Below are 26,549 nucleotides of genomic sequence, written 5' to 3' on the forward strand. Positions count from 1 at the left end.
TGTTCCTCATCAGTCAGCACTCCTCCTCTATGTTCAAACTTGCCGATAGGGAACTCCTAAAGTTAGTCTAACAAAAGAGATTGGAGAAATAACCTATGGAGATGGAGACGGCGAAACAAGACTTAATCTTAATTGTCGATGATAATCCGACAAATATCAAAGTCCTCTTTAGCTTTTTAAAAGAATCAGGGTTTAAAGTCCTGGTGGCGAAGGATGGGGAAAGCACCTTAGAAAAGCTCAAGGAAATTACCCCAGATTTGATCTTATTAGATGTGATGATGCCGGGGATTGATGGGTTTGAGACCTGCCGTCGGATTAAAGAGTCTCCCCAAACCCAGGAGATTCCGGTGATTTTCATGACAGCCTTATCGGATACGGTTGATAAGGTCAAAGGGTTGAAGATTGGCGCAGTAGACTATATCACTAAGCCCTTTCAACAAGATGAAGTCTTAGCTCGGATGAATATTCATCTTCAGTTACAAAACTTAACCCGTAAATTCAAAATTCAAAATGAACAGTTAAAAAGCTTAACAGAAGATCTCGAACAACGGGTAGAAGATCGCACAGCACAATTAAAAGAGTCCCTCAGTCAACTTCAACAAGCTCAAATTCAACTGATTCAAAGTGAAAAAATGTCCAGTTTAGGGGAGTTGGTGGCTGGGGTTGCTCATGAAATCAATAATCCAGTGGGATTTATTGCGGGCAATATTAGTATGGCGATGGAATATACGGAAGATATTTTTGAGCATTTGAAGTTATATCAAAAACAGTTTACCGATCCAGGAGATGAAATTGCTGAACATGCAGAAGATATTGAATTAGATTATTTGATGGAAGATTTGCCTAATATGCTCTCTTCTATGGAGTCGGGAATTGAACGAATTCGCAATATTAGTTTATCCCTGCGAAATTTTTCTCGGTCAGATAGTAATACTTGTACGGATTTGGATATCCATGAAGGATTGGAAAGTACATTAATGATTTTGAGGCATCGTTTAAAGGCGAACGATCAACGACCGGAAATTAAGATTAATAAAAATTATGGAGATTTGCCGATTGTAAATTGTTATGCTGGCCCCTTAAATCAGGTGTTTATGAATCTTTTAGCGAATGCTATTGATGCCCTGGATGAGGAAAATGAGAAACAACAGAGAAGTTATGATGATTTGAAAGATCATCCCAATGAAATTACCTTAACGACTAAGGCGATCAGTGGGGGGAAGGTAGAAATTAAGATTGCTGATAATGGCCCAGGAATTCCGGAAGAGACAATTCCGGAAATTTTTAGTCCTTTTGTGACGACGAAACCGGTAGGAAAAGGGACAGGTTTAGGGTTATCGATTAGTCATTCTATTGTGGTGGAAAAACACCAGGGTTTTCTAGGGTGCAATTCGGAGTTAGGGAAGGGTACAGAGTTTGTGATTCAAGTGCCGGTTAAACAGGCCGATTAATTATGGATGATTTGGTTTTACTGTCCTTATTACAATTGGCTAGTCCTGCTTTACCGGTAGGTGCTTACAGCTATTCCGAAGGGTTGGAAACTTTAGTAGAAGAGGGAAAAATTAGGGATGAATGGTCTTTAGAGGGTTGGTTAAGGGATGGCTTACGGTTAGGCTCGATTCGGATTGAAGGGGCGGTTTTGATCCGGGGATGGGAGGCGATGGAAAAATGCGATCGCGAAGCTCTACGCTATTGGAATTATTGGGTTTTGGCGATGCGAGAAACGGAAGAGTTGCGGCAACAAACGGTGCAAATGGGGCGATCGCTGGGACTGCTGCTGCAAAGTTTGGAACCAGAGCTTACGCCGGTTTTGCAGGACTTGGGCAGAGAATGGAGTTATCCCCTAGTGTTTGCGATCGCCGCCCAACATTGGCAGATTCCCCCCACAGAGGCACTGTTAGCCTATCTACAAAGCTGGATCTCTAACCTGATTACGGCTGGTGTAAAACTGATTCCCCTGGGTCAAACTACGGGCCAAAAACTGCTGTTTCGGCTTCATCCGCACATGGGGGCGATCGTTCCTGAAATTCTAGCCCTAGAGGATGATAACCTTTATAGTTGTAACTGGGGCTTTGCTCTCTCCTGCATGGCCCATGAAACCCAATATACTCGACTGTTTAGAAGCTAAAAGAATGGCTCTGGTTTGCTTATGACTCAATTGCGTGTGGGAGTAGCTGGCCCGGTTGGATCGGGAAAAACGGCTTTAGTGAATTTACTGTGTCAGACCCTACGAGACCAGTATCAAATTGCTGTAGTCACTAATGATATCTATACCCAAGAAGATGCCCAGTTTTTGGTGCGATCGGGTGCTTTATCTAGCGATCGCATCCTTGGCGTAGAAACGGGAGGCTGTCCCCATACGGCGATTCGAGAAGATGCTTCCATTAATTTAGTGGCGATCGAGCAACTAGAGCAACAATTCAATCATTTAGATCTGCTCTTTGTTGAAAGCGGCGGCGATAATTTAGCCGCTACCTTTAGCCCTGAATTAGTCGATATCACCCTTTATGTCATTGATGTGGCCGCTGGAGATAAAATCCCCCGCAAAGGTGGCCCAGGCATTACCAAATCTGATTTATTAGTGATTAATAAAATCGACCTTGCGCCCTTAGTCGGAGCAGATCTCCAGGTCATGGAACGGGATGCAAAAAAAATGCGCGGTGACAAACCCTTTATCTTTACCAACCTGAAAAATAATACCGGACTAGCAGAAGTCATCGAATTTATTGAGTGCTATTTGTAATCCCTATTCCAAATCCTAAATGATTCCCCACTGGTCGCTGACGCAGGGGAATACGAGTATGAATAGGTGCATTGAGAACCCTAAGATTAGGATCGGCAACCACCAGAGTCGTCGAGCCACCCCCATCTAAATTTAATGCCCTATCTACCCCCAACTCGACAAACAGCGCTTGTAATTCTGGTAGAGAAATCCCCTCACTATAAAACCGTTGACGGCCATCGACTACCAGAATAAACACTTGCATTCCCGATGCATCCAACCCGATCGCCGTCCGAGGATAGGGATCATCATAAAACGTTCCTGAATTTAAGGGAACCGCTTTCCCCTCCCAGATTAAAATCGTGCCTCCAGCAAGTCCCTGTTGAGTGTCTGGGGGACAAGCATCGCTACCGGGAATGACTGCGTGACCTGAAGAGAGGAAACAGAGAACCGGCCAACCTCCATTGACTGGGGAATATTCGATCTCATTGGCGATCGCCTGGCCCGAAATTCGCACGCGATCGCCCGATTCAGGATACACTTGCCAAGGGGACTTCACCTCAAACGGATAGAAAAAGCTGCCATTGACCGCTAACTGTACCCCAAATTCCCGCACAAACTCCGAAGTCGTGCGAGCGCTAATTTCCATACCATCAGCTTGCAGATCTCCCGGAGTAACAAAGGGTTGCATCTGGGCAATATTGAAGTCAATTTTGACCTGATGAATCACCAAGGGACGAGGAGTTGAGCTAATCAAACGGCGATAAATCACCCCTGGAAATAGCTCCTCGACTAAGGGAGTGCGAGCCGGACGTGAGAGTAATAAAATCCCATAAATCCCCCCAGGAATCCCCAATAGTAAACCGACAACAATTAACCCAATTTTCCAAAGTTTTTTAGAAAACAATTTACCCATTCCTAGTCCTAATATCAAGTCCGCTTGTTCATGTCCGCGAAGCGGAAATACCATAATTAAAAATGTAGGGAGTGCGGGCATCTTGCCCGCTAGTTTAACTCATTTTCATGTCCGCTTGCGGAAACCGGACTTGATATAGCTAGTCTAAATGAGTTGTGCAACAGACAATGCCCTCTCCCTATATCCCTCTCCCACGGGATTCTTGACTTTTCCCCCTTCTCCTGCGGGAGAAGGGGGCAGGGGGATGAGGGGCAGCCATTACATAACTCATTTAGGTTTGCTATATAACACCCAGCACGATAAAAAACCACAGCTTCAAAAGCTGTGGCTCAATGGAGTTGAGTTCATGCAAATCTGTAATCAGAAAGAAGAAAACCTAACCGCCAGCAACTGCGGGGACAATACTCACTTCATCCCCATCGCTCAGTTGGGTTTGCGTATTATCTAAGAAGCGAATATCTTCTTCTTTCACATAAATATTCAAGAAGCGGCGCACTTTTCCAGACTCATCGCAGATGCGGTTTTTAATCCCTGGGTACTTGGTTTCTAAAGTATCGATGAGTTCGGCAACTGTGACGGCTTCTACTTCCACCGTTGCTTCATCATTGGTGTATTTTTGTAGGGGAGTAGGAATTAAAACTTTAACCATGATTGCAGTATTTTTCTCTCTTTTAGACTGAGGGATACGGGGGAAACTTTTCCCCCGTTCCGGATTATAGTGGGACTAAGGGTTTAGACCAATACTTGTTGCCATTCTAGGCGATCGAGGGTACGCGCCCGTTCCATGGCTCTCTCAAAGCTATCCAGGTTCGCGTCAATGGTGAGGGGTTCACCCACATACCCTTGAACCGCTTCTTGAGTTTTCAAGCCATTACCAGTAATGTAGGCGACGGTGGTTTCATCGGGATCGATTTTACCGGCTTCAACCAGTTTTTTGAGAACCGCAATGGTTGTTCCCCCTGCGGTTTCAGTGAAGATACCTTCAGTTTCTGCCAGCAGTTTAATCCCTTGAATCACTTCCGCATCATTAACGGATTCGATATTACCGTTGGTTTTACGGGCTAAATCGAGGGCATAAACTCCATCAGCAGGATTACCGATGGCGATGGATTTGGCGATGGTGTTGGGTTTGACAGGGGCGATAAAGTCCCGTCCTTCCCGGAATGCGGAGGCGATGGGAGAGCAACCTTCGGCTTGAGCGCCACTGAAGCGCACCGATTTATCTTCGACTAAGCCGACTTTAATGAATTCTTGGAAGCCTTTGTAAATTTTGGTATACAAGGAGCCGGAAGCTAGGGGGGCGACGACATGATCGGGGAGTTGCCAACCGAGTTGTTCAGCCACTTCATAGCCTAGGGTTTTGGAGCCTTCCGAGTAGTAGGGACGCAGGTTAATGTTGACGAATCCCCAGCCGTAAGTGTTGGCAACTTCGCTACAGAGGCGATTGACTTGATCGTAGTTGCCTTTGACAGCCATGAGGGTGGGATTGTAGATCAGGGTTCCCAATACTTTACCGGCTTCGAGGTCGGCGGGAATGAATACGCAACAGTCTAAGCCTGCGTGAGCGGCGATCGCGGCGGTAGAATTAGCTAAGTTACCCGTACTCGCACAAGATACCGTAGAAAACCCTAATTCCCTTGCTCTCGACAAGGCAACCGATACCACCCGATCCTTAAAGCTCAGGGTCGGCATATTCACCGCATCATTTTTAATATAAAGATTTTTGAGACCCAACTGCCGCGCCAACCGGTTCGCCTTCAGAAGAGGAGTCATCCCCGTACCCACATCAATCACGTTATCGCTCAGTAGAGGAAGGAACTGACGATAGCGCCAAATGGAGTTGGGGCCCGCTTCAATAGTTTCACGGGTCACTTGCTGGCGCAAACGGTCGTAGTTATAACTGACCTCTAAGGGGCCAAAGCATTCTTCACACACATGCTTGGCTTCGAGTTCATAAGTTGTGCCGCACTCTTTACAGACTAGCTTTTCACAGGCAGCCTGGGAACTCCGGTTTAAGGTTTCGGTGGCAAGGGTCATAACTTCGTCTTCCTCTCTGTTTAACATGCGATTTGCGATCCTCGATTTGCATCGTATCACGGGGGTCAAGGCTCGTCAAACAATCCCGACTTTTTTAGTCGGGATTAATAAAATCCAGAATTATCAAGCCTTTCAGCCAACAGAGGGACGCAAGTGTGCCAAACTAGAAGAAAATGGAAAAAATAAAGTTTAGATTATGGATTTTCCCAGAGCCAGACAACAGTTTTATCAAGAAATACAGCAGCCAGAAGCCTCCATCTCCCTAGCCAAGGCAGCGCTTTACATTGCGAAAGAAGACTATCCTGAACTCGATCCGGCTGAATCCCTGCAACAACTCGATCGCATGGCAGAGGAGATCGAAACCCAGCTCCCCAGTCAGCGCTATCCCCTGCGTGTCATCCAAACCATCAATCATTATCTCTATGAGCAGCTCGGCTTTCGGGGGAATACAGAAGACTATTACGATCCGCGCAATAGCTTCTTAAATGAAGTCCTCAACCGACGCACCGGTATCCCCATCACCCTTGCTCTCGTCTATTTAGAGCTTGCCCAACGGTTAGACTTTCCCATGGTGGGGATTGGAATGCCCGGTCATTTTTTGATCCGTCCTGATTTTGAAGATGCCGGAATTTTTGTTGATGCTTTTCATCAAGGAGAAGTCCTATTTCCTGAAGACTGTGCCAAACGCCTATCCGAGATTTATAGACAACCGGTTGATTTACAACCCGAATTTCTAGCCCCTGTCACTCCCCGCCAATTTTTAGCGCGAATGTTGACGAACTTAAAAGTGATCTATCTGCAAAATCATCAAATCGATCAAGCTTTAGCCGCCATTGAGCGGATTTTGCTCTTATTTCCCCAAGCACCAATGGAATTGCGCGATCGCGGTTTAATCTCCTATGAATTAGGCAACTGGAGTTTAGCCACCCAAGATTTAGAAGACTATTTGCGCTATCTCCCCCAAGCCCAAGATGGATTAATGATTCGGCAAATTTTAGCCAAAATGGAAGCCGGCCAGGTATAATTGAGTATCATTAAGTACCCACTCAAAAAACATCCCAAACTACCGATCTGACCCTACTTCTTCAACACTCCCGCTTCCCAATTGCCCTCTAACCTCGTGCCATTGGCATAAGTAAATACGCCCTGACCCTGTTTCATGCCATTGCGAAAATTGCCCTCATAACGATTTCCACTGGGAAAAATACAAGTGCCAAAGCCATTCAATTGCCCATCCTGAAACGCTCCACTACACTGAGTTCCATTGGCAAAATTGAGGGAACCGCGACCATCGGGGCGACCATTACGAAAAGCGCCTTGATAGCGATCGCCATTTCCATAAACACAAGCCCCTGTTCCATTCAACTGCTGATTCTGAATCGTCCCTTCACAGCGCGTTCGGGTATTCAAAACGATCGCCCCCTGGCCCAAACGCTGGCCATTCTGAAACTGTCCTTCATAGCGATATCCTCCGGGAAACGAACAAACCCCATTCCCCTGCAAACGACCATTGCGGAATGTCCCTTGACATTGAACCCCATTGCGAAAACGCAGGGTTCCTTGACCCTGAAAGATCCCCTCTACCAGTTGTCCTTGATAGCGAGTGCCACTAGGGAGAGTACAAATCCCTTCACCCGTTAAAGAGTCATCACTAAAATTCCCTTGACACAGAGAATTAGGGTTAGCTTGTGCAGGGAGGCTAAACCCACCGATAGCAGTCACCGTTATTGCCATCAAGGAAAGCGCCCATCCCCGATTAAAACCATGATGGCATCCTAGTCTCGGTTGTTCTATCATCCGTTTCATTGCCCTTTATCCCACGATCTGGTCTTAATGTTCAAACTTCTCTATCATATAGGGTTGAAGTTGATCCGGTTTAATGGGAAAAAATTCCATTAATTGTTGTTCTAAACTTCCCCGATCCCGATCGAGATCCTAGGGAGTAATGTAGAGCGCTTGGCGCTGGCGATCGGTACTCGATAGTCCGATGCCCAATTTGGGCGATCGCCACCTCATCGAGTTAACCCTTGTACACCAAGCAAGCATCAACCCTTCTGCTGGAGTTCTTGTTAATTCATTCTACCGCAACCCCATGCTGCCATTAGTTTCTGTTTTGATTTTCTCCCAAATTCCAGTTCCCCCTTCTCAACCCGCTCCCATACCCATAAATCCCGCCCCTAGACCCACCCCTCAACCCAGTCCGAAACCGACTCCACCTCCCCTCCCCCCTCCAGAGCGGTTAAGTCCTCTTGAACAAATTCCCCAACTCGATCCCTTGCCACAATTTGAATTTTTACAACCCACAGAAGTCCGTCCCCTATCCGGGCAACTGGATCAAATTCCGGTCTTTAATAGTAATAGTCCCGAACTGGTGAAAACCGAAGGCATTCTCTTATCCACTTTTCCGCAACAGGGAATGCGCTATCCCCAGGCACACCTCAATTATCCCTTAGAGGGCAGATTTGATATTTTTGCCCATCATATTTCTCGCGCCCGGACTCAAGCGGAAATTCGCTCATTTTTTCAAGGAATTTTAGTCTATAACCCCACAGATAAACCCATAACTCTAAGAGTCTTGGAAGGAGCCAGTTATCTCACTCGCCCGGATGCCATTTTTATCGATTTACCCGAAATTGTTGATAATCGCTTAGGAACCATCTTTTCCGGCCCAGGAAGTCGGGCCGTAGGGGATGTTTTGCGCGGTCGCAAACAAGGGACTTGGCCCGATGTGATGGTGATTCAACCCGGACAGGTGCAGCAATTGATGAATCTTCCCATTCCTGCGGGAACGGTGCTTCCCACTTCCAATGGTCGCTCTACTTTATTGCGGGTACAGACAGATGGCCCAGTTCATGTAGCTAATTTAGCCATGCTTTCCCCGAAAAACCCGGATGGTACAGAGCGCGTCCCCACATTGCAGGAATGGCAGAATTTATTGGTGAATGGGACATTATCAGGCCCAAGGGATTTACGACCGACTCCGATTGACAATAAAACAACAAACTTTCCAGCTCAGTTTATTTATGGTCGAGTGGCGGGAATTTCCCAGGGTTCACAATGGACAACCACATTAACAGATAATCCCCAGTCACCCGATTTAACGATTCCTAAAGCGGGACGGGCGATCGCCTATGGATTGAGTTTACTCCATCGCGGTCGCTTGGGTACAGGGCAAATCCAAAGCGCTCCGATGTTAACCCGCTATCCGGATACGGCCTATTTTGGCCATGGCAACTATGGAGTTGAATATAATTTAACCCTGCCCTTGTATAACAATACCCAGAAAACCCAAAGGGTTACTATTTCTTTGCAAACCCCCTTAAAAGATGATGGCACACAAGGACTATTAATGTTTTTAGAGCCTCCAGAAGATCGGATCTTTTTCCGGGGAACCGTGCGAATTGTACATCGCAATTCCCAGGGACAAGAGACAGAACGCTATGTGCATCTCGTCCAACAGCGAGGACAACGGGGAGAACCCTTATTAGAGTTAACCCTGGCTCCGGGCGATCGCCAACAAGTGCAAGTCGATCTCATTTATCCCCCCGATGCTACCCCTCCCCAAGTGTTAACGGTTAAAACGGAGAATTGATTGAGTTGTGTCAACATAGTCTGCTTTTTAATCCAATTCACTTAAGAAGCAGAACCAGCAACTTTCAATTCTCCCGCCATAATCCGTTTAAACACTTGATGATTGCGAACCGATTCTAAGTCCGCATCATTCTGAGCCAATTCCCGATAAATGGGATTAATTTTAATCGCTCGATGCAAACTAATCAGGGAGGATTTTTGATCGCCCATTAAGGCATAACAATAGGCTTTATTGTAATGGGCATTCGCATGATCGGGCTTGCACTTTAAGGCTTCATCTAAACTCGATAGAGCTTCCTTATAGCGTTGGAGTTTACTGAGGGTATAGCCCCGGTTATCCCAAGCCTCATATTTATCCGGTTTTAGGCGTAGAGCTTGTTCATAGGAGGAAATCGCCTCATCAAAACGCTCCAATTTTTCTAAAGCATTCCCCCGGTTATTCCAGTAATCGGCTTTATTATCTTCGAGTTCGATCGCCCGATCGTAAGCTTGTAGGGCTTCTTCATACCGTTGCAACTCGTAAAGCACATAGCCTTTGGCGTACCAAACTTCCGGATTATTGGCTTGCAAACTCAGCACCTGATTATAGGAATCTAAAGCCGGTTCATAGCGCCGTACTTGGGCCAAAGAATTCCCACGCTGTTGCCAAAGCAAGGGATCGTCCGCTCGATATTGAATCGCCTTATCATAGGCAGAAACCGCTTCTTCATAGCGCTGAAGTTTCACCAAAACATTGGCTAAATTCATCCAGATCAGGGGGTCAGATTGTTTATAAGCAACCGCTTTTTGATAGGATTCTAAAGATTGCTCATATTGCTGCAATTTAGCCAGCGTTCCGCCGCGATTATTCCAGGCTTCCGGGAAATTCTCCCGTAATTTTAAGGCCCGATCGTAGGATGCGATCGCCTCTTGATGGCGGCCGAGTTTAGCTAATGCACCGCCACGGTTATTCCAGGCTTCGGGAAAATTGGTTTGATGGGCGATCGCCTGATCGTAAAGCGTAATCGCCTCATGATAACGACCTTGCAGAAATTGCGTATCCCCTTGCCTAAGATACTCATTGGCCGCCTTAGAATAGGACGGAGGCGGTGGGGGTTGGATTCCGACCCCATTTGTGCCATTTGTGCCATTCGTACCATTAGCACCATTAGCACCATTAGCACCATTACTATTTTGCACTGTATTAGCCGCTTCTGTTAGCCGGGGCAAAACTTCCGCTAATTTTTGATAGACTTCATCTTTAGCTTTTTCCGTCTCCGCCGCAATACCCTTTAATTGAGAAACCGCTTCTGACTTCGCTTGATTAATTTGTTGTTCTGCTAATAATTCCTTTTCCTCGATCGCCTCTAAGACCGTTTCAGCCGATCCAATCGTCTGCTTCAATGAAAATACCGCATCCTGTTGAAAGCTGGCCAACTCTTGTTTATGCAGTTCAGTTTGTTGCTTCAACCGTTGCAGTTGTAGCCAAAATCCAATCGTTACCAGGGCAAAAAACAACGCTAAAAAGGCCACAAACAAAGCATTCATCGAGATCATCGTGCTAAATAGAGTCGCCTCCACTTCATCCGAGATCGCCTCCCGCACCTCTGGATCTAGTCGTCCCCCTTGTGCCATAAGCTGTTCTTCCTGTAAGGGTTCAACCCCTTGAGCGGCTGAAGGTTCAACCCCTGCTAAACTTGCCACTCCTCCCGTAGACCACAGGAGGGTAGAGAGGATTAATGCTATCTGATTGTTGATCATATGATTTAGAGCTGATTGAGTGCCCGTGCAAAACCTGCAAGATTTCTCCAAATTATCCCATTTTCAGTTCAATTGACGAGTTCATTTGAATACACTCCTAGACCACCCGGTAAATAAAGCTTAAAGAACACCAGGCCTTAACCGAAAATGCATAACTATCGGGTTTAATCCATTCTGGGGCAATGTCGGCACTACTGGCCTGGTGTAGATCTTCTAAAACCGCTTTGGCTGTAGCTCCTGGATTTTTCACTGTACCGGATAGGCCCTTCGATCCGGCTGAAGATTCGGCTAACTTCAAGGTTTTAGCGGTTTGTGTAAAGGGAGCCACACTAAAGATCACTTGGGTTTGGGCTAATCCTTCTCCACAGCATACTGTCCATTCTACGGGGGCGATCGCCTCTGGTAGAAAAATACTGGTTCCAGGGGGAATGACTAACTGCTGGTTTTCTACAGCCACTTTTGGCTCCGTCTGCTCTCCAGAAGCAGGGGTGACACTTTTGGGAGATAAGGAGACTTTAGAAGGGCGAAAGACCTTTAAGTTGCCGGAGCGATCTAAGCCAAATAACATCACATATAAGGGGCGTTCTTCCTGATTATGGAGACGATAACCAATGCGACTGCCAATCTCTAGATTGAGTAGGGAGGGCAATTTAGCCGTCGAAGTTCGGGGAATGGGCGATCGCCCCGGTTCCTGTCTCGCCAGAATTTGCCGTTCGGGGTGTAGCTTCTCTAGGGTAGCTCGTACCGCTAACCGGGACGATCCACCATTGAGAGTTAACTGTAGGAGTTTCATCGCCCAAAGACTATCGAGGGTGGGGGTTAACCGCCGGATAGCTGTTTTTACAGCTTCATCGGTCTCTCCCAGGGTATGGGGAATTAACTCTAGTCCGGGGGAAAATAACCCATAGCTATTGTGTAGATTCATATCCTGGGATATTTCAGCATTCATTCCCTTACTAAACACACAATTGACCGCTTGGGTGGATTCTCCTAAAACCACAGTCGATACATTGGGAATCCCTGAAAAAGCGCTAGTTGCATCAACCCGTTCTATGCGTTCTAAATCTTGACAAATGCCTACCACTAAGTCTAGGGAACGGGAAAGACAACGCACCGATTCTTGAATCAAGTCTCCTTCTTTGAAATGCAGGTCAGGGTTAGTCCCAGGGAGAGCGACCGCTTTTGCTTTTAAGCCTTCTAGGGAGCGCAATTCAATCAGGGGAGTGGGTTCGGGTGTGGAGATGAGGGTAAATAGGGAATGGGGCTGATAGTCATTGAGAACTTCTGGAGGCAGTCCACCGAGCCATAGGGTTAAGGTTTTGCCTTCTTCGGCGATCGCCTGGATCGCCCCTTCCGCCACCGGGCGATCGCTCAGTTGTTCCTGAATCGTTGCTTGGGGGTTTTCCTGGCTTTTCACCCCGCTTAAATGGAGTTGTTCGCGATCGCCCGCCAGATTTTGCACTTGATTCGAGATCATGGCTAAACTCACCGGTAAACGAGTGCCCACAGTAGCTAACCACAAATGCTGAGTCAGCCAATAGCTTAACAGTCCCGCACTAAACCCATTCCATTGACTCTCAAAAGCCTGTTCCCCACGCACCACACTTGCTGTACGCATTACCCCCAGTTCTAGGGGCCGCTGAATGGGGGTAGCCGCAGAAATCACTACACCGGGTAACTGTCCGAACCGACGTTGCACCCTGAGCTGTTCAGCATCCGCTTTCAGCGTCTCCCGCAGTTGTTCTTGCAGGGCTTGCACTTCTGGGGTGAGTTCAATAGTGCTACTTTGCCAAGTCTCTTGCAAATTCGGATAGGAACGCCCCCGTAAGGTTGCCCACTGTTGTTGCTTCATGGGAGCATAACTGGTATCGAGAACCGTCACGACTTGAGTCGTTTTCAGGGATTTGAGCAACAGTTGTAGGGTTGATTCGAGCAGATCGTTAATGGGTCTTCCAGAGGCTTGTAACGCATTACCATCAATGGGGACTAAGGTACTTTGCAAATCTACTGGAGTTTCTCCGGTCTGCACATAGCGACCATAACCGCTAAAGTGGAAGACCACCACATCATCGGCACGAGCTTGGCCAATCAGATGATCGATAAAGGCAGATTCAATTTTCTCACGGGTGGCTTGCTCATTGGTCAGGGTTAGCACATCGCGGGGGCTAAACCCTAGGCGATGGACTAATAGTTCCCGTTGCAGTTCCACATCCGTTAAGCATCCTCTGAGTTTGAGGTTTTCTGAGAGAGGATATTGATTAATGCCCACCAATAGGGCTAACTTGCGAGAGGTGGGTTTGGCGATCGCCGCCAGAGTGCGATCGCTCATCTGCCATAAACTGGCTTCACTTATGCCTAACGTGGCTAAGGCTAACCCTGCCTGCTGTAGAAATTCCCGCCGCTTCATCATCTGCCATCAGCTCTCTGCTCTCCGCTATCAGCCTATCAGCTTTTTCGCCTTTTTTAAGCTGGCTAGTTCAGTAGGTGGGCACAGCCCACCCTACAACTCGCTTTACTCTATTGCTGAAGCTGCATCGCTTTAGCCAACTCAGCCGCTACTTCTGGGCGCGAAAACTCTGGGGGCGGAAGTTGGCCAGACCGTAACATTTCCCGCACTTTAGTCCCCGATAAATGAATCCGGTCTTCCGGTTTACTCGGACTCGTTTTGGCCGTCGCCATGCCTCCGGTTAACTTGCAATAAAAAGCATGTTCAAATTTCATCGGCACAATGCCCAATTCTGACGGTTCAAACTCATCAAAAATATATTGGGCATCATAGGTTCCATAATAGTCCCCAACCCCCGCATGATCGCGACCGACAATAAAATGAGTACAGCCATAATTTTTCCGCAAAATAGCATGGAAAATCGCTTCTCTCGGCCCAGCGTAGCGCATGGCGGCCGGATTAATCGCCAACATTACCCGGTCTTGGGGATAATATTTTTCTAAAATAATTTCATAGCAACGCATCCGCACATCTGCCGGAATATCATCACTCTTAGTGGCTCCCACTAGGGGATGGAGCAACAGACCATCCACGGTTTCCATGGCACATTTTTGAATATATTCATGGGCCCGATGGACGGGGTTACGGGTTTGGAAACCGACCACCGTTTTCCAACCTTTTTGCTTAAATGCCGCCCGCGTGTCAGCCGGATCAATTTGATATTTGGGAAAGAGGGGATGGGGGTCTCTTTGTAACAGCCAAATGGGGCCAGCTAAATTGATTTCTCCCTGTTCGTAAACCACTTTTACCCCTGGATGTTTTTCGTCGTCTGTACGATAAACATTTTGGGCTTCATGGGTTTTGTTGTATTGATATTTCTGGGTTAATTCTAAAATGCCCACAAAGCGGCCATCCGGGTCGTCTAAACGCACCCAAGAGCCTTCTTGTAAGGGGTCTGCCACTTCTTTGCTCACCGATAGGGTGATGGGAATAGCCCAGGGGAGTCCATTGGCTAGGCGCATATCAGTCACTACGGTTTCATAGTCTTTTTGTTCCATGAAACCAGTTAGGGGACTAAATCCGCCGATCGCAATTAAGGCCAAGTCAGAAAAGGCTCGCTCGTCTAGTTGTACCCTGGGTAGGCTGTCCGCTTTTTGTAAATATTCTTGCTTTTCTTCTGGGGTAACCACTCGGTTAATGAGGTGACCACCATGGGGAGGAATGCCATCAGGATGAATAGTCATAAGATAAGGCTGTAACTTGGAAAATTTAAGTAATGTTGTGCCCCATTCATCGTACCAAGTTTTGGGACGCGATCGGGAAATCGATTTCACCGATGCTCTAACTGGCTTGGTTTTGGTCAAGATAGAGCCATTCCTGAAAATTGATAAACATATTCCGAATTTGTTTCTCGTCTCCGAGTTCCAACATAGCATCATTGATACTGTAATATTTAAGCTTTAGAAGTTCCGGTAATTTCGCTTGGTTGAGTTCGCCAACTCCCTCGCGGATATACTGGTCGAGTACGAAGTCGAGAAACTCCTGCTGCTTGCCCGTATAGCGGGAGAAAATCAGGCTTTTGTGGGCGATGACTCGTTCTCGACGGCTGAGGGGTTTTTTGTTGTAGGCGAGGAAGGCTAAAACGTCAAAAATATCACTGTTGTCAGCATTGGTCAGGGTTTGGACGGTTGCGAGTTGGTCTTGTCCGTAGCCTCTCTCGGCTAACCCTTCGAGCAGGGTTTGGCGGGTATCTGGGCGACTCCAAAGTTGACGAAGTTGGGCTTCGTCATGGAAGAAGTTGGGAAGTTCTCCGTAGAGACGTTGGATAAATTCGGTGGCGGAGAGGGGCTTACCCTCTGGACTCCAGTAGTAGGTGGTCTGAGAGGTGTGCTGGATGCTGCGTTTTTTGCCGTCAGGAAGTTCAATGACGATTTTTTCGGGGCGTGGGCGGGGTTGATCGGGGTTGGAGGGTTGTTCTCTATTGGTGTTGGCATCAGGACGGCGTTGGCGGGGGGTGATGCCTGTGGGGGGTTCTTGGGGCGGGCCGTCCCATTCAGGGTCGTTGAATTTTTCGTGAGCGCGAACGAAGTCGTAGATGGTGAAGTAGTCTTTGTCTTGGAAGATGCGAGTTCCCCGACCGATAATTTGTTTGAACTCAATCATGGAGTTGATGGGACGCAGGAGGACGATGTTTCGCACATTCCTGGCGTTGACTCCGGTGGAGAGCTTCTGGGAGGTGGTGAGGATGGTGGGGATGGTTTTCTCGTTGTCTTGGAACGTGCGGAGGTTTTGTTCTCCTAATGCGCCATCATCGGCGGTCACTCGTACACAGTAGTTGGGATCATTGCTGAGTTTCATTTGGTTGATGAGGTCGCGTACCATTAGGGCGTGTTGTTGGGTGGCACAGAAAACTAGGGTTTTCTCATTCTGGTTAATGGCTTCCATGAAGGTTCGCACGCGATAGGCTTCACGGGGGCGCATTTCGATGATGCGGTTGAAGTCGGCTTCAGTATAAACGCGATCGCGCTCAATGGTTCCCGCTTCGATAATATCCTCGTCGCTATAGACATATTCATCGAGGTTGGTTTGGATTTGGTGAACTTTGAAGGGCGTAAGGTAGCCATCTTCGATGCCTTGGGCTAGGGAGTATTCGTAAACGGGGTCGCCAAAGTAGTTGTAAGTATCGACGTTATCATCACGGCGGGGGGTGGCGGTTAGTCCCAGTTGCACCGCAGGGGAGAAATATTCCAGGATACCCCGCCAGGTGCTTTCGTTTTTCGCACCCCCTCGGTGACATTCATCTACGATTACGAGGTCAAAGAAGTCGGGGGGATATTCACTAAAGTTGAAGTTAGGTTCACTGTCTTCTCTTGCACCGAGCGAAGTCGAGGTGTCGTCATCGGTTACGGTCATAAAGGTTTGAAAGATGGTAAAAAAGATGCTCCCGTTTTTGGGGACTTTGCCTTTTTTCCGAATCGTATCGGGGTCAATGCGGACGAGGGCATCAGCAGGAAAGGGGGTGAATTCGAGAAAGGCTTGGTTAGCGAGGTTATTCCGGTCTGCTAGGAAGAGGATGCGAGGGCGACGGGTTTCGACTGCGCTCAACCCGCCAGTTTCTGCGCTCAACCCTCTAGAGTTGTCTGAGGAGTTGTCTGAGCGAAGCCGAAGACAACTCCTATTCCAACGACTCTGAAACAACTTCCAGGCAATTTGAAAGGCGATGCAGGTTTTGCCTGTTCCGGTGGCGAGGGTAAGGAGGATGCGGTTTCTTCCTTGGGCGATCGCATCTAATACCCTAGTAATGGCAATATATTGATAGTAACGGGCTTCCCATGACCCGCTTTTGTCTTCAAAGGGAACAGCCGCAAAGCGATCGCGCCATTGATTTTCGGCTTGCCCTGATTGTGCGTTGCCCTGAACTTGTTGAAGGGTCGAAGGGAAAGACATTTCCCAGAGTTCATCAGGACTGGGATAATGCTCAACATCCTGCTCGTTTCCGGTGAGCATATCAATTTGATAAATGCGTTTGCCGTTGGTGGCGTAGGCGTAGCGGATTTGGAGGCGTTCGGCGTAGTCTTTGGCTTGTTGGACTCCCTTGGTGTAGTATTCCCCTTCTGCTTTGGCTTCGATGACCGCCAGTTTGCGATCGCGGTAGGTGAGGACATAATCTGCGTATTTAGCGGGGGCGCGTTTGCCTCCACCAATGAGACGACCAGGGGCTAGGGTTTCCTCTCTTACCCTACTTCCTTCAACCACACCCCACCCCGCAGCGCGGAGGGCAGGGTCAATAAGTTCGGTTCTGGTTTCGGCTTCGTTCCTGGTCATTGGGGTTCATCCTCCACTGTGAGTCTTTTACGGGCGTTGGTAATGGCTTGTTGGAGTTTGCTTTGCAGTACATCTTTGGGAGGGAGGACGGTGAGATATTTGACCCTGAGCGAAGTCGAAGGGTCGGCGACGTGAATCCCGCTTTTATCGAGTTCGAGGAGTTCAATTTGTTCCTGCTTTTTGCCCGCACAGAGAATGATACCCAGAGGGGTATTTTCATCGGGTTCTTGTTCATATTTTGCCAGCCAGCGTAGATAGAGTTCCATTTGTCCTTTATATTCGGCTTTGAAGTTGCCCAGTTTTAAGTCAATGGCGATGAGGCGTTTGAGTTTGCGGTTATAAAACAGGAGGTCGATATAAAAGTCATCGTTATCGATTTGCAGTTTTTTCTGACGAGCAACGAAGGTAAACCCTGCTCCTAATTCCAACAGAAATTGCTCTAGGTCGCGGAGGATGGCATCTTCGAGGTCTTTTTCGAGGTAACGGTCATTGAGTTGGAGGAAGTCGAGGATGTAAGGGTCTTTCAGCAGGAGGTCGGGGGAGACGGCTTTGGTTTCCCGCAGTTGGTCGAGGTCGTGGCGGATAGTCTCTTCCGGTTTACGGGAAAGGGCGGTGCGTTCGTAGAGCATGGAGTCGATGCGCTCTCGCAGTTGGCGGACGCTCCAGGTTTCGAGTTGCGCGAGTTCGATGTAAAAGTCCCGTTTTAGGTCGTCATCAATGCTGGTGAGGGTTCGCAGGTGTGACCAACTCAATTCTGCACACAGTGTGTTCACTTTTTCGAGGTCGGGGAAGGTTTCGGCAAACTGAACACATTGCCACAGTTGTCGTTTGCTCCAGCCTTTTCCGTAGGTTTGGGTGAGTTGTTGGGAGAGGGTACTGATGATTTGTTTGCCGTAGGTGGCTCGGTCTTGGTTGAGTATCTGGGTATAAATGCGATGTCCAATCTGCCAGTAGAGGAGGGTTAGTTCAGCGTTGACAGTGGTGGCGACACGCTGTTTAGCGGTGTCGATTAAGGCTTTGACTTCGCTAAACAGGCTGTTTTCTGGTGTTGGCTGGATTTCGCTCATGCAGCAGCCTCCTTAGTGGGGTTCACCCTGAGCGAAGCCGAAGGGTTGGTGAGTTCTCCGGTGAATGCTTTGTGCAGGATGGATTGTTTCAGTTCGTGCAGGGCTTCTAGTTTTTGTTGGTAAATGGCTTCGAGGCGTTGGGTTTCATCAGAAAGTTGATGCAAATTTTCAACAATCCGATTTTGGTCTTCTAATTGTGTAGGAATAGGAAAGGAAAAATTAACCAAAGTTTTGATCGGTAACTGAGGTTGTGCTGCACCAGAGGTAAAACGCTTAATCTGCAACTTCACGATGGATGAACGCATTACTTCAAATAAATACTCTGATGTAATAACTTTTTCATTCGGTCTAAAAATTAGCATCCCCGAATTGATGCGAATATGATCAAATTCCACACTGTCATCATAGAGCGCAATATTACCAATAGTCCCCCGTGTTGTAAGAATGACATCTCTACGCATCAGTTTTCCTTTCCGAAGTGCTTTATCTTTCTCCTCAGTAATAAACATTGTTGTGTCGAAGTTAAAACCATCTGGTCTGACATTTTTGGTATTTAGAAACAAACAATAGCCTTCAGGGTAGAAATCAGCTTTCTTAGGATAGTTTTTCCCTCTATCACCGTCAATTATTCGTAAAACTTCAGTGTCTCCTAACTTTTTCTCAACCCAGTCGTCGCCTTTCTGGGTGAAGATTGAGTTTAGGTAGCTATCAAAGATTTCACGGGCGTTGGCGAGGTTTTGCTTGGTGTTTGCGATCGCGCGATCGATCCCCTCAAACGCCTCATCCAATATCGCCACAATCCGCCTCTGCTCTTCAAGCGGGGGGAGGGGAATAGGTATAGAGTTTAGCTTTCGTTGATTAAGTTTCGGCTGTGCTGCTCCGCTAATATATGGTTCAAGTGAAATAGAATTTAGATAATATTCTACAAAAGTCTGAGTTGATCTATCGGCAAATTTAAGAACATGGGCATGGTTGTTTACCCAAGTCTTCCCACTAATAGAAAATGCTATCGGATAAGTTCTTGCTAAAAGATTTGCACCATCTTCAGATACTAACAGCAAATCTTCATCAAATAAATAATCATCCACATAATCTACAACACCTGAAGCACCATAATATGGAATACTGCCAGGTTTTCTTTTGGATTTTGTGATAGGAACTCTCTGACTATCAAGGTTTTCGCAAATATCCTCTAAACTTTTTATTTGCCAACTATTAACCACTAACTCTCCACTATCAACTATCAACTGAATACTCCCCCCTTCGATAATGTGATTCATTCTGACATTCCGCCAGAATATGAAGTTTATCCCAATCACTATTCATCAACGCTATCTTTTTTTTGCGACTCCAGCCCTGCACCTGCTTTTCTCGATAAAACGCATCTGCTACATGATCATAATACTCTGCATAAACCAACTTTACGGGTAATCGTTTTTTAGTATGATTTGCCCCTAACCCATTTTGGTGCTGCCATAAACGTCGAGGTAAATCCTTTGTACTTCCCGTATAGAAAGAACCATCCGAACATTCAAGGATATACATATAGGGCATTTTAACCTCCTAGTGAGAATGATCGGGCTTCGGCTTCGCTCAGCCCTCAGTTGTTGGTTTTGGCTGATTGGCTGGTTGGCTGATTGGCTGATTGGCTGATTGGCTAGTTTTGGCTAGTTTTGGCTAGTTGTGACTGGTTTTGGCTAGTTCTGGCTAGTTGTGACTGGTTCTGGCTAGTTGTGACTGGTTTTGGCTGGTTGAGCGAAGCCGAAACCAGCCACCTCCCCAATACCCGCTAAAATCTCCGCACTCTCAGCATCCAAAGCCGCAATTTCCTCCAGAATCTCCCAAGGCTCACGCAACGGGTCTTCCTCCGGTGCATTGGGATTCTTCACCGACAGATCAAATGTCTCCTCATCCACATCCGCCACATCCACCAACCACGACTTATCCGACTCCGCAAACGTCTCCTGTAGAGCCACAAACTCCGCCAAATCCTCATCATTAAGGGCGTTAGTCTTTCCTAAACTCCGTCCTGGCTCTAACTTGTAATACCAAATCTTCTCAGTCGCCATGTTGTCCCCTTCGGCTTCGCTCAGGGGACGCTTTTGGAAAAATAACACCACCGTTTTCACCCCCGCCCCAATGAAAGTCCCCCCAGGACAGTCGAGAATCGTATGGAGATTACAACTGGTTAAAAGTTCCCTGCGTAACTCCCGCGACGCATTATCCGCATTAGAAAGAAACGTATTTTTAATCACAATCGCTGCTCTCCCCCCAGGCTTCAACATCTTGATAAAATGCTGTAAAAACAGAAACGCCGTCTCCCCCGTTTTAATGGGAAACGTCTCCTTAATCTCCTTACGCTCACTCCCCCCAAAAGGCGGATTCGCCAGAATCACATCCATCCTATCCTTCGGTTGAATATCGCTGATATTCTCCGTCAGAGTATTGGTGTGGATAATATTCGGAGCATCTATGCCATGTAAAATCATATTCATGATGCCGATGACATAGGCGAGACTCTTTTTCTCCTTCCCATAGAGAGTATGCCTTTGCAGCGTCTCCAGTTCCTTCGTCGTCAGCTTAGAAGCGCGGAGATACTCATAAGACTCACACAAAAACCCCGCCGAACCACAGGCCCCATCATAAATCCTCTCTCCTACCTTCGGCTTCGTCACCCGAATCATCGCCCGAATCAAAGGACGCGGGGTGTAATACTCTCCCCCATTACGTCCCGCATTCCCCATATTTTTAATGCGTGTCTCGTAGAGATCCGAAAGCTCATGCTTCTCATCCTGAGACTGAAAACGCAACTCATCAATTTCATCCAGAGCCTCTCGCAAGTTATAACCACTATTAAACTTATTCTTAATCTCCCCAAAAATCTCACCAATCTTGTATTCAATGGTGTCAGGACTCTCCGCCTTTTGCTTAAACTTCTGGAGATAGGGAAACAGCTCACCATTGACGAAATCGAGCAAATCCGCCCCCGTCCTCGCCACATTATAATCAATCTCCCCGGCTGCATTCTTGGGAGCAGCCCAAGCCAACCAGCGATAGGGTTCATCGAGGATGAAACTGTAGGGTGTCCCCATTAATGAGGCCTCTTGAGCGCGGGACTGCTCTAAGTCATCTAAATACTTGAGAAACAATAGCCAGGAAGACTGTTCTGCATAGTCCAATTCTGTGCCACAGCCATCTTCACGCCGGAGAATATCATCTAAATTTTTAAAGGTTTGCTCAAACATGGAAGGTTTAATCGGTTCATTACAGATTATACTCCGATCCTAGGGTTTCTCCCTCATGGCGTTTTCAGCTTTGCGATCGCCAAATTCATCGGATCGATCCGGATTTAGGGGGCGATCGCCGAGGGATCTGGTACATTAATTAAGCTAACTGCTCAGAATTGGGTAAAATGCACCCTTAGTCTGATGGAGATCAGGTTTGTAAGCATGGCAGGGGAACAAGATATATGGCCTTAATCGTACAAAAATATGGTGGCACTTCCGTGGGTACAGTCGATCGCATCCAAGCGGTTGCCAAGCGGGTTAAACAAACCGTAAGTGCCGGAAATTCTGTAGTAGTGGTGGTCTCAGCCATGGGTAAAACCACGGATGGATTAGTCAAACTCGCTTCCGAAATTTCCGCGAACCCCTGCCGCCGAGAAATGGATATGTTGCTCTCTACCGGCGAGCAGGTGTCGATCGCTCTTCTCAGTATGGCTCTGAAAGAAATCCACCAACCCGCCATCTCCTTGACGGGCGCTCAGGTGGGCATCGTCACGGAAAGCAATCAGCACACCCGCGCCCGTATTCTTAACATTAATCCCCAACGGATCGAGCGCCATCTGGGGGAAGGGCAAGTCGTAATTGTAGCGGGTTTCCAAGGAATTGCACTTTCTGACGATACGGATAGTGAAATCCCAGATGTAGAAATCACAACCCTAGGAAGAGGTGGATCGGATACATCAGCCGTGGCCTTAGCCGCCGCACTAAAGGCGAATGTATGTGAAATTTATACTGATGTACCGGGCATTCTGACCGCCGATCCGCGCCTGATTCCCGATGCCCAACTGATGAGCGAAATTACCAGCGATGAAATGCTGGAATTAGCCAGTTTAGGGGCAAAAGTCTTGCATCCGAGAGCCGTAGAAATTGCCCGCAATTATGGCATTCCCTTAGTCGTTAAATCCAGTTGGACAGACGATCCAGGCACAAAAGTAACCTCTCCCAAACCCTTCCCGCGCCCCTTGGAAGGCTTAGAGCTGGTACGCCCAGTGGATGCGGTAGAGTTTGACACGGATCAAGCTAAGGTGTCTTTATTGCGCGTTCCCGATCGCCCAGGGGTAGCGGCTCAACTCTTCGGCGAAATTGGCGACCAAAATTTAGATGTGGATCTGATTATCCAATCCATCCACGAAGGACAAACCAATGATATTGCCTTTACCGTAACCACCGACTCCCTCAAACGAGCGGAAGCGGTTGCTAATGCCATTTTACCGATTCTCTCCCAAGGGTCGAGCCTCAACACGGCGGAGGTGATGGTAGAAGATAATATCGCCAAAATTAGTATCGCTGGCGCGGGGATGATTGGCCGACCGGGGGTGGCAGCGCAAATGTTTACCGCTCTATCGACAGGGGGGGTCAATATCCTCATGATCTCCACCTCTGAAGTGAAGGTGAGTTGTGTGGTGGCAGCCACAGACTGCGATCGCGCCGTGGCTATCCTTTGTCAAACCTTTGACGTACCCGTACAGACAGCTAAGGCAATCGCCTCTAGCAGCCAACCCCCCGTCCGAGGTGTAGCCTTAGACCTCAAACAAGCTCGCTTGGCTCTGCGCCATGTCCCAGATCGCCCCGGAACCGCCGCCCAGTTATTCCAACTGTTAGCAAAACATAACATTAGCGTGGATATGATTATCCAATCTCAACGCTGTCGAGTGATTAATGGCATCTATACCCGCGATATTGCCTTCACCGTAGCCCAAGCCGATGCCCAAGCTGCTCGCACCCTCTTAGAGAAGCTGACTACAGAATGGGGATCGTCAGAAGTGGTGGTGGATGAGGCGATCGCCAAAGTTAGTGCTGTCGGCACAGGTATGATCAATCATCCCGGTGTTGCAGCGATGATGTTTGCTGCCTTATCTAAGGAAGGGATTAACATTCAGATGATTGCCACCTCAGAAATTAAAGTCAGTTGCGTCGTCGATCAAGACTCTGGCGTAAAAGCCTTACAAGCCATTCATGCTGCTTTTGGCCTCTCCGGTAGCCAGAAAATTACCGTTCCCGCCTAGGATCTCGGCAGCGCTTTGCGCTGTGATGGGGAGATGGGGAGATGGGGAGATGGGGAGATGGGGTAGCGCTTTGAGCCATTTTAGCTATCGTTAACAACAGTCCTTAATGTGTCTCATAGCAGAGGAAACTGTTGTATCTTTGCCTCCCCCTGACCCATAGCAAAAAAAATAAGGAGAGCCATAGGACTCTCCCTACCATCAGGGTGCATCTACTTACCATATTATTACATAACAGGGGTGTGGGGTGTAACCCCTTTTTGTGATGTTTTGATAAAAAAAATGGGGTTTTTTACGCCCCATTTTTGTGCCAAAATTCCGTAATTTTTCTATTTTTATCGATGCAAGGGATGAGTCAATGAATTAATTATTGAAGTCTCTTTCAGGGTTATCTTGGATGAGACTGGCGATTTCATAGGAAAACAGGGTGGACTCAACTGCATCATTCAGTGTGAATACTGAAAAAACACTGGATCGGAGATCTCGGCAGTAATATCAAGGAATGATAAAGCTTAACCGTCTAACTGCTTGGCTAAGAGTTGGTTAGTCAACTTGGGATCGGCTCGACCGCCAGTTTTCTTCATCATTTGTCCGACAAAAAAGCCTTTGAGCTTAGTTTTACCATTGCGATACTGTTCCAGTTCCTTGGGATGAGCTTCCAGAACTTCGGCGATCATCGCGTTCAGGGTGTCGGGGTCAGAAATTTGGGTTAACCCCTTACTTTCGACTAATTTTTCCGGCGATCCTCCCTTGGTAAGAAGTTCCGGGAGCAGATCCTTGGCAATTTTGGAGCTAATGGTTTTGGCTTCAATGAGCTTGATTAACTCGGCTAAAGCGTCTGGAGTGAGGGCGATGTCGGTAATTTTGACTTTCTCGGCATTCAGATAAGCGGCAATATCGCCCATAATCCAGTTGGCGGCAAGTTTGGCGGTTCCTCCAGCCGCCAGGGTAGCCTCGAAAAAGGTGGCGATGCTGCTATCATCGGTGATGACGCGAGCATCATAGGAAGATAAGCCTAACTCGCTTTCATAGCGATCGCGTTTTTGAGCTGGTAATTCTGGTAATTCTCCCGTCCACCCCGACAGTTGATCCGCAGAAACCTGAATCGGGGGCAAGTCGGGTTCGGGAAAATAGCGATAGTCGCTCGATCCTTCCTTACTCCGCATACTGACGGTGCGTTGCGCTCCTTCTTCCCACAAGCGGGTTTCTTGGAAAATTGGCTCTCCTGCTTCAATGGCTTCGATTTGCCGTTCAATCTCGTAATCAATGGCTTTCTGAATGGCACTGAAGGAGTTCATATTCTTAATTTCCACCTTTACGCCAAACTCTTTTTGACCCACGGGACGCACGGAAATATTCACATCACAGCGTAGGGAGCCTTCTTGCATGTTGCCATCGCTTACCCCCAAATAGCGCACAATGCGGCGCAATTCTTGGGCATATTCGGCTGCTTCTTCCCCAGAGCGCAAGTCGGGTTCGGAGACAATTTCAATCAGAGGAACACCGGCGCGATTGTAGTCTACCAGGGAGAAGGTAGAACCGGATAGGCGATCGCTCCCGCCATGGACTAATTTTCCGGCATCCTCTTCCATATGTAAGCGAGTAATGCCAATTTTCTTGCGTTGCGGTTTCCCGTCTTTATCGGCTAACTCAATTTCCAGCCACCCATGCTCGGCAATGGGGAGGTCATATTGGGAAATCTGATAATTTTTGGGCAAGTCGGGGTAAAAATATTGTTTGCGATCGAACTTGCTGTATTTGGCGATCGTGCAGTTCAGGGCTAAACCCGCTTTTACCGCATATTCTAAAACCTTCTGATTCAAAACCGGCAACACTCCCGGCAAACCCAAGCAAATGGGGTCAATGTTGGTGTTGGGGGTTGCACCAAAGGCTGTGGAGGAATAGGAGAAAATCTTGGTTTCGGTACTCAACTGACAATGAGTTTCCAAACCAATAATCGCTTCATACTCGGTTTTTGCAGGTGCAGCAGTGGCCATAGGTGAAGTCTTCTTGTAATTTCAGGTTAGGTTCTATTATCACCGATCCGGGGTTGGGAGAGACACCAAAGAAGGCGAGGACAGCGATCTATACCCCCATCTCCCTAACCATAATAAGGGGGTTCATTCCCTGGTTTCCATTTAATATTACAACCGAGACTGGGCTTTTGCTCGGAATTTACGGGGTTTCCGCCTAGGATGGAGGCGATCGCCTGGCGCAAATCTTGACCGGTTACGGGAATATGGGTACTGGGGCGAGAGTCATCAAGTTGCCCTCGGTACACCAGGTGGCGATCGCCATCAAAGAGGAAGAAATCTGGAGTACAAGCAGCCGTATAACTTTTTGCTACTTCCTGGCTTTCATCGTAGCAAATAGGGAAGGTAAAGCCTACTTCTTGAGCCATTTGTTTTAAGTTTTCTGGGGAATCATCCGGGTATTTTACTGCATCATTTGCACTAATTGCCACGATTCCTAAGTCCGTATTTTGATAATCTTTCCCTAGACTGGATAATTGATGTTGAACATGGATGACAAAGGGACAATGTTTACAAATAAACATTACTAAAAGAGCTTTTTTCTGGGCAAAACTCTCTAAAGAAATGATTTCTCCAGAGACTACATCTGGGAGTTGAAAGTCGGGCGCTAGAGTGCCTAACGCTAACATGGTTGATTCGGTTCTCGCCATAGGGATTAAATGTACAAAGTCGGTTTAAATCCCCTTTATTGTACAAGTGCATCCTAATCTGTGAAGCATTCCCTGATTTCTAATGATATCAAGTCCGGTTTCCGCAAGCGGACATGAAAATCTGTTAAGAAGCGGGCAAGATGCCCGCACTCCTCTAATCCCTTGATATTACTGGAGTGGGAGCGTCTCGCTCCCTAAATTTTTAATCATGGTATTTCCGCTTCGCGGACATGAA

At 47.5% G+C, this 26,549-nt stretch carries 21 protein-coding genes; 7 read left to right on the top strand and 14 right to left on the bottom strand.

Annotation, left to right across the window (positions count from 1 at the left end; genetic code table 11):
- The first annotated feature begins 95 nt into the window (after positions 1 to 95).
- From PMG71_RS20885 to ureG, 3 genes are read left to right on the top strand one after another with little or no spacing between them, the layout of a single operon-like run.
- Complete coding sequence (locus PMG71_RS20885; protein WP_283755665.1) at positions 96 to 1,451, top strand: hybrid sensor histidine kinase/response regulator; 1,356 nt, start codon at positions 96 to 98, stop codon at positions 1,449 to 1,451.
- 2 nt (positions 1,452 to 1,453) lie between these two features.
- Positions 1,454 to 2,128 carry an urease accessory protein UreF gene (locus tag PMG71_RS20890; RefSeq protein ID WP_283755666.1) on the top strand — a complete coding sequence of 225 codons (675 nt, stop codon included), beginning with the start codon at positions 1,454 to 1,456 and terminating at the stop codon, positions 2,126 to 2,128.
- A gap of 21 nt (positions 2,129 to 2,149) precedes the next feature.
- Positions 2,150 to 2,743 (top strand): urease accessory protein UreG, encoded by a 594-nt coding sequence (gene ureG / locus PMG71_RS20895; protein ID WP_283755667.1) that lies wholly within the window; start codon positions 2,150 to 2,152, stop codon positions 2,741 to 2,743.
- On the opposite strand, the gene PMG71_RS20900 is transcribed toward ureG, so the two are convergent.
- The 3 genes from PMG71_RS20900 to thrC form a co-directional block, all read right to left on the bottom strand.
- Positions 2,724 to 3,692 carry a phosphodiester glycosidase family protein gene (locus tag PMG71_RS20900; RefSeq protein WP_283755668.1) on the bottom strand — a complete coding sequence of 323 codons (969 nt, stop codon included), beginning with the start codon at positions 3,690 to 3,692 and terminating at the stop codon, positions 2,724 to 2,726. The two genes, ureG and PMG71_RS20900, sit on opposite strands and share 20 nt — an antisense overlap.
- Positions 3,693 to 4,014: 322 nt before the next feature.
- Positions 4,015 to 4,290, bottom strand: a complete 276-nt coding sequence (locus PMG71_RS20905; protein WP_347179356.1) for a MoaD/ThiS family protein — start codon at positions 4,288 to 4,290, stop codon at positions 4,015 to 4,017.
- A gap of 80 nt (positions 4,291 to 4,370) precedes the next feature.
- Positions 4,371 to 5,675 carry a threonine synthase gene (gene thrC / locus PMG71_RS20910; RefSeq protein WP_283755670.1) on the bottom strand — a complete coding sequence of 435 codons (1,305 nt, stop codon included), beginning with the start codon at positions 5,673 to 5,675 and terminating at the stop codon, positions 4,371 to 4,373.
- A gap of 25 nt (positions 5,676 to 5,700) precedes the next feature.
- Between thrC and PMG71_RS20915 the strand changes: the two genes are divergently transcribed.
- Complete coding sequence (locus tag PMG71_RS20915; RefSeq protein ID WP_283755671.1) at positions 5,701 to 5,868, top strand: hypothetical protein; 168 nt, start codon at positions 5,701 to 5,703, stop codon at positions 5,866 to 5,868.
- 3 nt (positions 5,869 to 5,871) lie between these two features.
- Positions 5,872 to 6,699, top strand: a complete 828-nt coding sequence (locus PMG71_RS20920; RefSeq protein WP_283755672.1) for a SirB1 family protein — start codon at positions 5,872 to 5,874, stop codon at positions 6,697 to 6,699.
- 53 nt (positions 6,700 to 6,752) lie between these two features.
- Here PMG71_RS20920 and PMG71_RS20925 read toward each other — a convergent pair whose 3' ends face one another.
- On the bottom strand, positions 6,753 to 7,481 hold the full coding sequence (locus PMG71_RS20925) for an MORN repeat-containing protein (RefSeq protein WP_283755673.1): 729 nt from the start codon (positions 7,479 to 7,481) through the stop codon (positions 6,753 to 6,755).
- 181 nt (positions 7,482 to 7,662) lie between these two features.
- Here PMG71_RS20925 and PMG71_RS20930 point away from each other — a divergent pair, with 181 nt between their 5' ends.
- Positions 7,663 to 9,267 carry a DUF3370 domain-containing protein gene (locus tag PMG71_RS20930; protein WP_283755674.1) on the top strand — a complete coding sequence of 535 codons (1,605 nt, stop codon included), beginning with the start codon at positions 7,663 to 7,665 and terminating at the stop codon, positions 9,265 to 9,267.
- A 41-nt stretch (positions 9,268 to 9,308) separates the two neighbouring features.
- Here the strand turns inward: PMG71_RS20930 and PMG71_RS20935 are convergent, their stop codons facing one another.
- The 8 genes from PMG71_RS20935 to PMG71_RS20970 all read right to left on the bottom strand — a co-directional run bounded on the left by PMG71_RS20935 (position 9,309) and on the right by PMG71_RS20970 (position 21,589).
- Complete coding sequence (locus PMG71_RS20935; RefSeq protein ID WP_283755675.1) at positions 9,309 to 11,006, bottom strand: tetratricopeptide repeat protein; 1,698 nt, start codon at positions 11,004 to 11,006, stop codon at positions 9,309 to 9,311.
- Between the two features lie 97 nt (positions 11,007 to 11,103).
- Entirely contained in the window at positions 11,104 to 13,416 is a 2,313-nt protein-coding gene (locus PMG71_RS20940; RefSeq protein WP_283755676.1) for a caspase family protein, read from the bottom strand.
- Between the two features lie 107 nt (positions 13,417 to 13,523).
- Positions 13,524 to 14,696: a sulfate adenylyltransferase gene (gene sat / locus PMG71_RS20945; protein WP_283755677.1), complete on the bottom strand. Its 1,173-nt coding sequence runs from the start codon at positions 14,694 to 14,696 to the stop codon at positions 13,524 to 13,526.
- A 97-nt stretch (positions 14,697 to 14,793) separates the two neighbouring features.
- Positions 14,794 to 17,277, bottom strand: coding sequence for an EcoAI/FtnUII family type I restriction enzme subunit R (gene hsdR, locus PMG71_RS20950; RefSeq protein WP_283755678.1), 2,484 nt, complete (start codon positions 17,275 to 17,277; stop codon positions 14,794 to 14,796).
- Positions 17,274 to 18,344 carry a PDDEXK nuclease domain-containing protein gene (locus PMG71_RS20955; RefSeq protein WP_283755679.1) on the bottom strand — a complete coding sequence of 357 codons (1,071 nt, stop codon included), beginning with the start codon at positions 18,342 to 18,344 and terminating at the stop codon, positions 17,274 to 17,276. Before PMG71_RS20955 ends, hsdR begins: the two co-directional genes overlap by 4 nt.
- Positions 18,341 to 19,624, bottom strand: a complete 1,284-nt coding sequence (locus tag PMG71_RS20960; RefSeq protein WP_283755680.1) for a restriction endonuclease subunit S — start codon at positions 19,622 to 19,624, stop codon at positions 18,341 to 18,343. Before PMG71_RS20960 ends, PMG71_RS20955 begins: the two co-directional genes overlap by 4 nt.
- Positions 19,581 to 19,898, bottom strand: coding sequence for a GIY-YIG nuclease family protein (locus tag PMG71_RS20965; protein ID WP_283755681.1), 318 nt, complete (start codon positions 19,896 to 19,898; stop codon positions 19,581 to 19,583). Before PMG71_RS20965 ends, PMG71_RS20960 begins: the two co-directional genes overlap by 44 nt.
- Positions 19,899 to 20,071: 173 nt before the next feature.
- Positions 20,072 to 21,589 carry a class I SAM-dependent DNA methyltransferase gene (locus tag PMG71_RS20970; protein ID WP_283755682.1) on the bottom strand — a complete coding sequence of 506 codons (1,518 nt, stop codon included), beginning with the start codon at positions 21,587 to 21,589 and terminating at the stop codon, positions 20,072 to 20,074.
- Positions 21,590 to 21,813: 224 nt separating this feature from the next.
- On the opposite strand from PMG71_RS20970, the gene PMG71_RS20975 reads away from it, so the two are divergent.
- Positions 21,814 to 23,634 carry an aspartate kinase gene (locus tag PMG71_RS20975; RefSeq protein WP_283755683.1) on the top strand — a complete coding sequence of 607 codons (1,821 nt, stop codon included), beginning with the start codon at positions 21,814 to 21,816 and terminating at the stop codon, positions 23,632 to 23,634.
- A gap of 509 nt (positions 23,635 to 24,143) precedes the next feature.
- Here the strand turns inward: PMG71_RS20975 and gatB are convergent.
- A complete protein-coding gene (gatB, locus tag PMG71_RS20980; RefSeq protein WP_283755684.1) occupies positions 24,144 to 25,628 on the bottom strand; it encodes an Asp-tRNA(Asn)/Glu-tRNA(Gln) amidotransferase subunit GatB in 1,485 nt (494 codons plus the stop codon).
- Between the two features lie 104 nt (positions 25,629 to 25,732).
- Positions 25,733 to 26,314, bottom strand: coding sequence for a thioredoxin family protein (locus PMG71_RS20985; protein ID WP_283755685.1), 582 nt, complete (start codon positions 26,312 to 26,314; stop codon positions 25,733 to 25,735).
- Positions 26,315 to 26,549: the final 235 nt, after the last annotated feature.

This window comes from Roseofilum acuticapitatum BLCC-M154 (assembly GCF_030068475.1).
Lineage (GTDB): Bacteria > Cyanobacteriota > Cyanobacteriia > Cyanobacteriales > Desertifilaceae > Roseofilum > Roseofilum acuticapitatum.

Coding starts and splice junctions, on each gene's coding strand:
- PMG71_RS20920 (WP_283755672.1), top strand. CDS start 5,872: ATGGATTTTCCCAGAGCCAGACAACAGTTTTATCAAGAAATACAGCAG.
- ureG (WP_283755667.1), top strand. CDS start 2,150: ATGACTCAATTGCGTGTGGGAGTAGCTGGCCCGGTTGGATCGGGAAAA.
- PMG71_RS20885 (WP_283755665.1), top strand. CDS start 96: ATGGAGATGGAGACGGCGAAACAAGACTTAATCTTAATTGTCGATGAT.
- PMG71_RS20925 (WP_283755673.1), bottom strand. CDS start 7,481: ATGAAACGGATGATAGAACAACCGAGACTAGGATGCCATCATGGTTTT.
- PMG71_RS20940 (WP_283755676.1), bottom strand. CDS start 13,416: ATGATGAAGCGGCGGGAATTTCTACAGCAGGCAGGGTTAGCCTTAGCC.
- thrC (WP_283755670.1), bottom strand. CDS start 5,675: ATGACCCTTGCCACCGAAACCTTAAACCGGAGTTCCCAGGCTGCCTGT.
- PMG71_RS20970 (WP_283755682.1), bottom strand. CDS start 21,589: ATGTTTGAGCAAACCTTTAAAAATTTAGATGATATTCTCCGGCGTGAA.
- gatB (WP_283755684.1), bottom strand. CDS start 25,628: ATGGCCACTGCTGCACCTGCAAAAACCGAGTATGAAGCGATTATTGGT.
- hsdR (WP_283755678.1), bottom strand. CDS start 17,277: ATGACCAGGAACGAAGCCGAAACCAGAACCGAACTTATTGACCCTGCC.
- sat (WP_283755677.1), bottom strand. CDS start 14,696: ATGACTATTCATCCTGATGGCATTCCTCCCCATGGTGGTCACCTCATT.
- PMG71_RS20965 (WP_283755681.1), bottom strand. CDS start 19,898: ATGCCCTATATGTATATCCTTGAATGTTCGGATGGTTCTTTCTATACG.
- PMG71_RS20975 (WP_283755683.1), top strand. CDS start 21,814: ATGGCCTTAATCGTACAAAAATATGGTGGCACTTCCGTGGGTACAGTC.
- PMG71_RS20985 (WP_283755685.1), bottom strand. CDS start 26,314: ATGGCGAGAACCGAATCAACCATGTTAGCGTTAGGCACTCTAGCGCCC.
- PMG71_RS20890 (WP_283755666.1), top strand. CDS start 1,454: ATGGATGATTTGGTTTTACTGTCCTTATTACAATTGGCTAGTCCTGCT.
- PMG71_RS20900 (WP_283755668.1), bottom strand. CDS start 3,692: ATGGTATTTCCGCTTCGCGGACATGAACAAGCGGACTTGATATTAGGA.
- PMG71_RS20935 (WP_283755675.1), bottom strand. CDS start 11,006: ATGATCAACAATCAGATAGCATTAATCCTCTCTACCCTCCTGTGGTCT.
- PMG71_RS20915 (WP_283755671.1), top strand. CDS start 5,701: ATGCGATTTGCGATCCTCGATTTGCATCGTATCACGGGGGTCAAGGCT.
- PMG71_RS20930 (WP_283755674.1), top strand. CDS start 7,663: ATGCCCAATTTGGGCGATCGCCACCTCATCGAGTTAACCCTTGTACAC.
- PMG71_RS20960 (WP_283755680.1), bottom strand. CDS start 19,624: ATGAATCACATTATCGAAGGGGGGAGTATTCAGTTGATAGTTGATAGT.
- PMG71_RS20955 (WP_283755679.1), bottom strand. CDS start 18,344: ATGAGCGAAATCCAGCCAACACCAGAAAACAGCCTGTTTAGCGAAGTC.